A 9,436-nucleotide genomic window follows, 5' to 3' on the forward strand; every position below is an offset into this window, starting at 1 on the left:
GCTGCAAGATGCCCCTTTGGTTACTGCCTGTTTAACACACCGCCCCGCCGGGAGCAGCCGGGCGGAGCGGCGCGGGGCCGGTCATCGCAGGGAGGCCAGCGCCGCGCGGACCCGGTCGGCGGCGGCCGGGCGGGTGGAGGCGTGCGGTGACAGCCGGACCGAGGTGGCGCGGACCGACGGGGTGACTTCGTGGGCGTGCAGGGCCTCGGCGACGGCGGCGGCGTCGGTGCCGGGGAGGCGGAAGGACACGATGCCGGCGCGCTCGGCGGGCGCGGTGGGCGAGAGGATCTCGCCGCCGCAGCCGCGGACGGTGTCGATCAGCTCGTCGACGCGCGCGGCGATCCGCGCCTCGATCGCCGGGACGGTGGCCTCCTCGACCACGGCCAGGGCGGCGGCGAAGGCCGCGGCGGCGACCGGGCTGAGATTGCTGATGCTCCAGCGCTGGGCGCCGGCCGCGGGCGGGTGCTCGAGGTCGTCGAAGAGGGCCACGTCCTCGACCCCGGTCCACCCGGTGAGCGTCGGCTCCAGGCGTTCCAGCGCCCGGTCCGACAAGGCGGCGAAGCCGGTCGACCAGCTGGCCCGCAGCCACTTCTGGCCGCCGGCCACCACGACGTCCGCCGCCTGCCAGGGCAGGTCGGCGATCCCGAACCCCTGGATGGCGTCCACGATCAGCAGCCGGTCCGGGCCGATCGCGTCCCGCAGCGCGCCCAGGTCGGCGCGGAAGCCGGTGCGGAAATCCACCGCGCTGACGGCGAGCGCCACCACGTCGTCGCCGCCGTCGCCGAGCGCGGCACGGACGACATCCGCGGTGACCCGGCCCCGGTCGTCGGGCTCCAGCCAGCGCGGCACGGCCCGGGACAGGGCTTCGGTGCGGCGCCACGGGTAGTGGTTGGCCGGGAAGTCGGTGCGGGGTACGAGGACGGTGCCGGTGGGGATGCCGAAAGCGGCGTGGAACAGGCCGGTGGAGGCGTTGGGGAGGAGGACGGTGTGCGCCGGGTCGCTGCCGGCCAGCCGGGCCGCGCTGTCCCGGGCGGCCGGTTCGGCCCGCATCAGCGCGTTGACGGTGCGGTGGTCGGCGCGGGCGGCGCGGGCGAGGGCGTCGGCGGTGGCGGTGAGGACGTCGCGGGAGGGCGGGCCGTAGCGGGCGAAGTCCAGGTAGCCCTCGGGCTCGTCGAAGTGGGCGGCGTAGCCGGGGAGGGGGCCCGCGGCGGGCGCTGCGGCGGGCCGTTCGGTGGGCATCGTCGGGTGCTCCTTCCTGGAGCGGGCGGTGCGGGGCGGGGCGGGGCGGTGCGGTGCGGGGGCGGGAAAGGGTGTGGGTACGGGCCCGGTGACCCGCACCTGGGCGTCAGTATTTCGGACCCCCACCCGTCCCGCCCCCTCCCGGGCCCGGGCAGCCCCCTGCGGGGCAGCGGAACGGGGTGCCCCGAGGGCCCCGGGAGGTGTCGGAGCCGCTTTGTACGTTGCAAGAGCGGCGGGGCGGTGAGAATACGCGGGTGGAGCAAATGGGCGAGGGGCAAGGGACAGGTCCGGCGGAGCGGCCGGGGGAGACCGCGGACGCGGACGCCGTGCGGTGGCGGGGCGTGCGGCGGATGAAGCTGATCGCGACCGGGTTTCTGTTGGTCGCGACGCTGGTGTACGTCGGCGCCAAGCTGGCCGGCGGGCACGGGGCCGGCGGGTGGGCCGGGTATGTGGCCGCCGCCGCGGAGGCCGGGATGGTCGGCGCGCTGGCGGACTGGTTCGCGGTGACCGCGCTGTTCCGGCATCCGCTCGGGCTGCCGATCCCGCACACCGCGATCATCCCGACGAAGAAGGACGCGCTGGGCGAGAGCCTGGGGGATTTCGTCGGCGAGAACTTCCTGTCCGCCGCCGTCGTACGGACCCGGCTGCGGGCGGTGGGCATCGGGTCCCGGCTGGGCGGCTGGCTGGCCGAACCCGCCAACGCCGACAAGGTGACCGAACAGGCGGCGGCGGCCGTGCGGGGTGTGCTGACGGTGCTGCGGGACGCCGATGTGCAGGCGGTGGTCGGTGAGGCGATCACCCGGCGGGCGGAGGCGCAGGAGATCGGGCCCGGCCTGGGCAAGATGCTGCAGCGGGTCGTCGCGGACGGCGGGCACCGGCGGATGGTGGACCTGGTGTGCGTGCGCGCCCACGACTGGCTGGTGGAGCACGGCGATTCGGTGATGGGCGCGGTCCAGGACGGCGCGCCGGGCTGGACGCCGCGGTTCGTGGACCGCAAGGTCGGCGAGCGGGTCTACAAGGAGCTGCTGCGCTTCATCACCGAGATGCGGGATTCGCCCGAGCATCCGGCGCGCGGCGCGGTGGACCGGTTCCTGGGGGACTTCGCGCAGGAGTTGCAGTCCGACCCGGACACCCGGGAGCGGATCGAGCGGCTGAAGAAGGATCTGCTGGACCGGCCCGAGGTGCAGGACCTGATCGCCTCGGTGTGGAGCGCGGTCCGGGGGATGATGGTGGCCGCCGCCGAGGACGAGCAGAGCGAGCTGCGCCGGCGCGCGCGGGCCTCGCTGATCTCGCTGGGCGGCCGGCTGGTCACCGACGAGCGGCTCCAGTCGAAGGTGGACAGCTGGCTGGAGGACGCGGCCACGTATGTCGTGACGACCTACCGGGACGAGATCACCTCGCTGATCAGCGACACGGTGGCGGGCTGGGACGCCGATCAGACCTCGCGGAAGATCGAGGCCCACGTCGGGCGCGATCTTCAGTTCATCCGGATCAACGGCACGGTGGTGGGGGCGCTGGCCGGGCTGGCGATCTTCGCGATCTCGCGGGCGGCCGGCGGGTGAGGCCCTGAGCGCTGATCCGATCTCTTGCCCGCCGACCGAGGGGTGCTTCGAGGGCGGGGGCTTGCATCGGCGCGAGTGGGATTGGAGGATCGGACGAGACATCCGATGACCTGCCGGTCGACTTCTTGACTCGACTGCTTGACTCGAACAAACGGAGTACCACTGTGAAGCTGCTGCGTGTCGGACCCGCCGGGGCGGAGCGCCCGGCCCTGCTCGACAACGAGGGTGTGCTGCGGGACCTCGGCGGCCTGGTGGCCGACATCGACGGATCGCTGCTCGCCGACGGGGCGGCCCTGGAGCGGATCGCGGCGGCCGGCGCGGACCGGTCGCTGCCCGCCCTGGACGCCTCGCTCCGGATCGGCCCCCCGCTGGCCCGGATCGGCAAGATCGTCTGCATCGGGCTCAACTACCACGACCACGCGGCCGAGACCGGCGCCCAGGCGCCGGGCGAGCCGGTGGTCTTCATGAAGGCGCCGGACACCGTCGTCGGCCCGCAGGACACCGTGCTGGTGCCGCGCGGCAGCCGGAAGACCGACTGGGAGGTGGAACTCGCGGTCGTCATCGGCCGGGAGCTGCGGTACGCCGCCTCGCACGAGGAGGCCCTGGCGGCGGTGGCCGGTTACGCGGTGGCGCACGACGTGTCCGAGCGGGAGTTCCAGATCGAGCGCGGCGGGCAGTGGGACAAGGGCAAGAACTGCGAGACGTTCAACCCGCTGGGCCCCTGGCTGGTGACGGCGGACGAGGTCCCCGACCCGCAGGCGCTGTCGCTGAAGCTGTGGGTCAACGGCGAGCTGAAGCAGGACGGCAGCACCGCCGACCAGATCTTCCCGGTCGCCGAAGTGGTGCGCTATCTCAGCCAGTTCATGACGCTCTACCCCGGCGACGTCATCAACACCGGTACGCCCGCGGGCGTCGCGCTGGGCCAGCCGGAGCCGAAGCCGTATCTGCGGCCGGGAGATGTGGTGGAGCTGGCGATCGAGGGGCTCGGGCGGCAGCGCCAGGAGCTGAAGTCGGCCTAGGCCGTGTCTGACAAATCCCGCCTGCCCCGCGACGCCTGGCACGCGCGCTCGCTGCGTTGTCGGGGTCGTCCGAGTAGCCCACTACGAGGACACCCCTCCGCCTTGCGATCGCACGCACCAGACGCCGCGGGGCCCCGCCCTGCGGGCGGACGGCGCTATTTGTCAGACACGGCCTAGGACACCCGGAGCCGGGCGGAGGCCGTCGGCGTCATGGGGGCGCCGACGGCCTTGCGCTCAGGTGGTCCAGGCGGCCCGGAGGTCCTCCAGGAAGCGGGACAGCCCGGTCACCACCAGGGCGTGGTCCTCCAGTTGGGGCAGTCCGGAGACGGCGACCACGCCCACGACACCGACATCGGTGACCCGCAGCGGGAAGGCGCCGCCGTGCGCGGCGAACCGGTCGGGGTCCAGCCGGGAGGACTCCTCGAAGGTGGTGCCCTTGGCCCGGAAGCGCTCGCCGACCAGCAGCGAGCTGGCCGCGTAGCGCTCCACGACCCGGGCTTTGCGTTCCAGCCAGGCGTCGTTGTCGGGAGTGGTGCCCTCCAGCGCGCAGTGGAAGAGGCGTTGGCCGCCGCGGCGGATGGAGACGGTGACCGCCGCCTCGCGTTCGCGGGCCAGTGCCACCAGCAGGCAGCCGAGTCGCCAGGCGTCGTCGTGGGTGAAGCGGGGCAGTACCAACGACTTTTCCTGCTCGGCGAGTTCGGCCAGCAGGCCGGTGCGGTCGGCGTCGCTCACAGTTCCACGGTCTTTCCGGTCCGGGCCGACGTCCGGGCGGCCTCGATGACGTCCAGGGCGGCGGCGGCCTCCAGCGCGGTCACCGGGGGTTCGGTGCCGTCGCGCAGCGCGGTCTCGACGGCCGCGTAGAAGGCGGGGTAGTTGCCGGGCAGCGACGGTACCGGCCGTACGTCGTCGCCGGTGCCCAGGGTGCCCCAGGCCGATTCGGGCTCCACGCCCCAGGCGGCGCCCCCACCGGGCCGCAGTCCGGCGCGCAGCGCGGGCTCCTGCGGGTCCAGGCCGTAGGTGACGTAGCCGGCCGCGCTGCCCAGTACCCGGAAGCGCGGGCCGAGCCGGGCGGTGGTGGCGCTCATCCACAGGTGGGAGCGGACGCCGCCGGCGTGGGTGAGCGCGATGAAGCTGTCGTCGTCCGCGGCGGCGCCGGGCCGCCGCACGGCGGCCTCGGCGTAGACCCGTTGGGCCGGGCCGAAGAGGGTGAGCGCCTGGTCCACCAGGTGGCTGCCCAGGTCGTAGAGCAGGCCGCCGAACTCGGCCGGGTCGCCGGACTCGCGCCAGCCGCCCTTGGGCTGCGGGCGCCACCGCTCGAAGCGCGACTCGAAGCGCTGGACGTCACCGAGTGCGCCCTGCCGGATCAGTGCCTGGAGGGTGAGGAAGTCGGCGTCCCAGCGGCGGTTCTGGAAGACGGTGAGCAGCCGGTCATGGGTGGCGGCCAGCCGGGCCAGCTCCCGGGCCTCGGCGGCGGTGCCGGCCAGCGGCTTGTCCACCACCACCGGCAGTCCCGCCGCCAGCGCGGCGGTGGCCAGCGGGACGTGGGTGCGGTTGGGCGAGGCCAGCACGATCAGGTCCAGCTCGCCGGCCCGGTCCCACAGCTCGTCTGCGCCGGCGGCGAAGCGCACGTCCGGGTACTCGGCGCGGGCCTGCTGGCGGCGCTGCTGGTCGCCGGTGACGATGGTGTCCAGCGCCAGGCCCGGGGTCGAGGTGATCAGCGGGGCGTGGAAGAACGAGCCGGCCGGGCCGTAGCCCACCAGGCCGACGCGGAGGGGGACGACGGGGCCGGGGCCGCTGTCGGGTCCCTGCGGGGAGCCGTTGTCCGGGGTGTCGCTGTCCGGGGCGGTGCTGCCCGGAGTGGTGCTGTCCGGGCTGGTGCTGTCGGGAGTGCTCATCGGGCCGCTTTCGCAATCGTCACTTGTGCAACGGTAGCGTGCCGCCCCCGCCGGGGCGCCCGGGAGGGGGCGCCGCGACGGCCGGGCCGCGGTCCGCGGGGGACCTGCTCCGATCTGGGAGAATCGCCGGGTGAGCGATGCGGCTGATGCCCAGACCCCGATCCGCGCGGGGATTCCCGAGCACGGCCGGGTGCCGAAGTACTTCGCGGTCAAGACCCGCCTGGAGGGCGTGCTCGACGACCTCGGGGAGGGCGGACTGCTGCCCACCGAGCGGGACTTGGCGGCCGGCTTCGGGGTGGCCCGGGAGACGGTCCGGCAGGCGCTGCGGGAGCTGCTGATCCAGGGGCGGGTCCGGCGCAAGGGGCGCGGCACCGTGGTCGCCGGGCCCAAGCTGATCCAGCCGCTGTCGACGGCGAGCTATACGGAGGGGGTGCGCCGGCAGGGCCGGGTGCCGAGCCGCAACCTCATCGCGCTGGAGCGGCTGGCGGCCGATCCGGTGCTCGCCGCCGAGCTGCAGCTGCGGCCCGATGCGCCCGTGTGGCACATGGAGCGGGTGCTGCTCGCCGACGAGGAGCGGGTCGGCCTGGAGAGCACCTACATCGCGGTGGCCCGACTGCCGCATCTGGAACGGGACTTCGCACCGGACACCTCCTTCTACGCCTTCCTGCGCGAACGCATGGGTCTGGAGCCGGTCGTGGTCGACGAGCGGATCGAGACCGTCCTGGCCACCCCGCGGGAGGCGCTGCTCATCGGCACCCCGCCCGCGCTGCCGATGCTGCTGCTGCACCGCTCCAGCAAGGACGCGGACGGCGTACCGCTGGAGCGGGTGCGCTCGCTCTACCGGGGGGACCGGTTCAGCTTCACCGTGCATCTGGACACGACGGCCGGCAGCAGTAGCAGCGGCAGCGGCAGCGGCGCCGGCTCCGGCTCCGGGAAAGCCTGACGGCCCGGATTCCGGCGGGTGGCATTCCTATCACGAAACGGTAACGGGTCTAGTCCAAACTTGAGGCCGTGTTCACACCCGCGTCGGTGTCCCGTCGGAGTTCGGCCATCCGGTCCGGCGAGCGTCGTCGCCGTGAGAGTCACTGTCGTCGGAGCCGGGGTGCTGGGCACCATGCACGCCTGGCACGCCATAGAACGCGGCCATGAGGTCGTCCACCTGGAGCGCGAGCGCGAGGCCCGCGGCGCCTCCGTGCGCAACTTCGGCCTGGTCTGGGTCGGCGGCCGGTCGGCCGGCGCCGAACTCGACACCGCGCTGCGGGCCCGCGAGCTGTGGGAGGAGATCGGCGGCAAGGTGCCCGGGGTGGGCTTCCGGGCCGGCGGCTCGCTGACCGTGGTCCGGACCGCCGCCGAACAGGCCGTCGCCGACGAGGTGCTGGCCCGCCCCGACGCCGGGCAGCGCGGCTTCCGGTGGCTCACCCCGGCCGAGGCGCGCGCCCACAACCCGGCGCTGCGCGGCGAGTTCATCGGCGCGCTGCTCTGCGAGCGCGACGCCGCCGTCGAATCCCGGGTCGCCCTGCCGGCGTTGCGCGCCCATCTGGCGGCAACCGGCCGCTACCGCTTCCTGCCAGGCCGCGAGGTCCGCGACGTCGGACCCGGCCTGGTCCGCGACGACCACGGGGTGTCGTACGACTCCGACTGCGTCGTCGTCACCACCGGCGCCTGGCTGTCCGGCCTGGTCCGGGAGCTGGCCCCGCGACTGCCGGTCCGCCGGGTCCGGTTGCAGATGGCCGAGACCGACCCGCTCGACGAGCCCCTGACCACCGCCGTCGCCGACGGGGACAGCTTCCGCTACTACCCGGCCTACGCCGGCGGCGCCCTGGACGCCCTGCGCGACGGCCAGCCGCAGCCGCCGGTGCCGGCCGGCCACCGGATGCAACTGCTGATGGTCCAGCGCCTGGACGGCGGCCTGACCATCGGCGACACCCACGAATACGACGAGGCCTTCGCCTTCGACGTCACCGAGGACCCCTACGACCACCTGCGCGAGCGGGCCGCCGAACTGCTCGGCCGCCCGCTGCCCCGGATCCGCCGCCGCTGGGCCGGGGTGTACGCGCAGTGCGCCGACCCGGCACTCGTCGTCCACCGCGAACAGGTGCTCGACGGGGTGTGGCTGGTCACCGGCCCCGGTGGCCGCGGCATGACCTGCTCCCCGGCGATCGGGGAGACCACCGCGAACGAGATCGGCTGGTGAACGACATGACGTCCCTCCCCTTGGTGGTGCTGGACATGGCCGGCACCACGGTCGCCGACGAGGGCCTGGTGGAATCGGCCTTCTCCCGGGCCGCCGCCGAACTGGGCACCCCGCCCGGCAGCCCCGAGCACGCGGGCATGCTCGACCATGTCCGGGCCACCATGGGCGAGTCCAAGATCGTCGTCTTCCGGGCCCTGTTCGGCACCGAGGAGCGCGCCCGGCAGGCCAACGCGGCCTTCGAGCGCGCCTACGCCGACCTGGTGGACTCCGGCGCCTGCAAGCCGCTGCCCGGCGCCGAGGACGCGATCCGCGAACTGCGCGCCCAAGGCCGCAAGGTGGCCTTGACCACCGGCTTCTCCCGGACCACCCAGGACGCCATCCTGGCCGCGCTCGGCTGGCAGGACATCGCCGACCTCACCTTGTGCCCCGCCGACGCCGGACGCGGCCGGCCCTACCCCGACATGGTGCTCACCGCCCTGCTGCGGACCGGCACCGCCTCGGTCCGGGACATCGCGGTGGCCGGCGACACCGCCTACGACATGATCAGCGGGATCCGGGCCGGCGCGCCGGTGGTCGCCGGAGTCCTCACCGGCGCCCACCCGGAAGCCGGCCTGCGGGCGGCCGGCGCCACCCACATCCTGGCCTCGATCGCCGAACTTCCCGCGCTGCTCGGGGGGTTGTGACCGATGGCGCTCGCCTCCGGCATCCGCTTCGACCGCGTGACGGTCGCCTACGGCAGCACCACGGTCCTCGACGCGCTCGATCTGACCGTGGCGCCCGGCGAGGTGATGGCGCTGCTCGGCCCGTCCGGCTCCGGCAAGACCACCGCGCTGCGGGCGGTGGCCGGTTTCGTCACCCCGGCCGGCGGCCGGGTGCTGATCGGCGACCGCGATGTCACCGACCTGCCGCCGTACAAGCGCGGCATCGGCATGGTCGTCCAGCAGTACGCGCTGTTCCCGCACCTGCGGGTGGACCAGAACGTGGCCTTCGGCCTCAAGGCGCAGCGGGTCCCCCGGGCGGAGGTTGGCGGGCGGGTCGGCGAGGCGCTGGAGATGACCGGCATGACGGCCTACGCGCGGCGCTATCCGCGGGAGTTGTCCGGCGGTCAGCAGCAACGCGTCGCCATCGCACGGGCGTTGGCGATCCGGCCCGGTGTCCTGCTGCTGGACGAACCGCTGTCCGCCCTGGACGCCCGGCTCCGCTCCGGGATGCTCGCTGAACTGGCCCGGCTGCACCGGGAGTTGCCGGACGTGTCGATGCTGTACGTCACGCACGACCAGATCGAGGCACTGACCCTCGCCGACCGGATCGCCGTTCTCGACCGGGCCCGCCTCCAGGACTGCGGCACCCCGCACGACCTCTACCGCACCCCCAGGACCGCCTTCACCGCGGCCTTCGTCGGCAACGCGAACCTGCTGCCGGTCACGGCCGACGGCGACGGCGGCCTCCGGCTGGGCGAGGCGGTGCTCCGGGTGGCGGACGCGCCGGTGGAACTGGCCGCCGGGGTGGAGGCGACGCTGTGCGTAC

General features: G+C 74.2%; 9 protein-coding genes. 6 read left to right on the plus strand and 3 right to left on the minus strand.

Going from position 1 to position 9,436, the window contains the following annotated elements; translation table 11 throughout:
- Nucleotides 1-81: 81 nt before the first annotated feature.
- Entirely contained in the window at nt 82-1,239 is a 1,158-nt protein-coding gene (locus GA0115240_RS00815; RefSeq protein WP_093734700.1) for an aminotransferase class V-fold PLP-dependent enzyme, read from the minus strand.
- Between the two features lie 263 nt (nt 1,240-1,502).
- Between GA0115240_RS00815 and GA0115240_RS00820 the strand changes: the two genes are divergently transcribed.
- Nucleotides 1,503-2,801, plus strand: a complete 1,299-nt coding sequence (locus GA0115240_RS00820) for a DUF445 domain-containing protein (RefSeq protein ID WP_093734701.1) — start codon at nt 1,503-1,505, stop codon at nt 2,799-2,801.
- 164 nt (nt 2,802-2,965) lie between these two features.
- Entirely contained in the window at nt 2,966-3,820 is an 855-nt protein-coding gene (locus GA0115240_RS00825; RefSeq protein WP_093734702.1) for a fumarylacetoacetate hydrolase family protein, read from the plus strand.
- Between the two features lie 234 nt (nt 3,821-4,054).
- Here the strand turns inward: GA0115240_RS00825 and GA0115240_RS00830 are convergent, their stop codons facing one another.
- Both GA0115240_RS00830 and GA0115240_RS00835 read right to left on the minus strand, forming a co-directional pair.
- The gene (locus GA0115240_RS00830) at nt 4,055-4,552 is read right to left on the minus strand and encodes a heme-degrading domain-containing protein (RefSeq protein WP_176724952.1); all 498 of its coding nucleotides are present in this window, start codon (nt 4,550-4,552) and stop codon (nt 4,055-4,057) included.
- A complete protein-coding gene (locus tag GA0115240_RS00835; RefSeq protein ID WP_093734703.1) occupies nt 4,549-5,715 on the minus strand; it encodes a Gfo/Idh/MocA family protein in 1,167 nt (388 codons plus the stop codon). The genes GA0115240_RS00830 and GA0115240_RS00835 overlap by 4 nt, the downstream gene beginning before the upstream one ends.
- 130 nt (nt 5,716-5,845) lie before the next feature.
- Here GA0115240_RS00835 and GA0115240_RS00840 point away from each other — a divergent pair, with 130 nt between their 5' ends.
- The 4 genes from GA0115240_RS00840 to GA0115240_RS00855 form a co-directional block, all read left to right on the plus strand.
- Nucleotides 5,846-6,658 (plus strand): GntR family transcriptional regulator, encoded by an 813-nt coding sequence (locus tag GA0115240_RS00840; protein WP_093734704.1) that lies wholly within the window; start codon nt 5,846-5,848, stop codon nt 6,656-6,658.
- Between the two features lie 132 nt (nt 6,659-6,790).
- Entirely contained in the window at nt 6,791-7,909 is a 1,119-nt protein-coding gene (locus GA0115240_RS00845) for a TIGR03364 family FAD-dependent oxidoreductase (RefSeq protein ID WP_093734705.1), read from the plus strand.
- 5 nt (nt 7,910-7,914) lie between these two features.
- Nucleotides 7,915-8,592, plus strand: coding sequence for a phosphonatase-like hydrolase (locus tag GA0115240_RS00850; protein ID WP_093734712.1), 678 nt, complete (start codon nt 7,915-7,917; stop codon nt 8,590-8,592).
- Nucleotides 8,593-8,595: 3 nt separating this feature from the next.
- A partial coding sequence (locus tag GA0115240_RS00855; RefSeq protein ID WP_093734706.1) for an ABC transporter ATP-binding protein occupies nt 8,596-9,436 on the plus strand: 841 nt, incomplete at its 3' end.

Origin of the sequence: Streptomyces sp. DvalAA-14, assembly GCF_900091855.1 — a bacterium.
GTDB lineage: Bacteria > Actinomycetota > Actinomycetes > Streptomycetales > Streptomycetaceae > Actinacidiphila.

Coding starts and splice junctions, on each gene's coding strand:
- GA0115240_RS00815 (WP_093734700.1), bottom strand. CDS start 1,239: ATGCCCACCGAACGGCCCGCCGCAGCGCCCGCCGCGGGCCCCCTCCCC.
- GA0115240_RS00820 (WP_093734701.1), top strand. CDS start 1,503: ATGGGCGAGGGGCAAGGGACAGGTCCGGCGGAGCGGCCGGGGGAGACC.
- GA0115240_RS00835 (WP_093734703.1), bottom strand. CDS start 5,715: ATGAGCACTCCCGACAGCACCAGCCCGGACAGCACCACTCCGGGCAGC.
- GA0115240_RS00850 (WP_093734712.1), top strand. CDS start 7,915: ATGACGTCCCTCCCCTTGGTGGTGCTGGACATGGCCGGCACCACGGTC.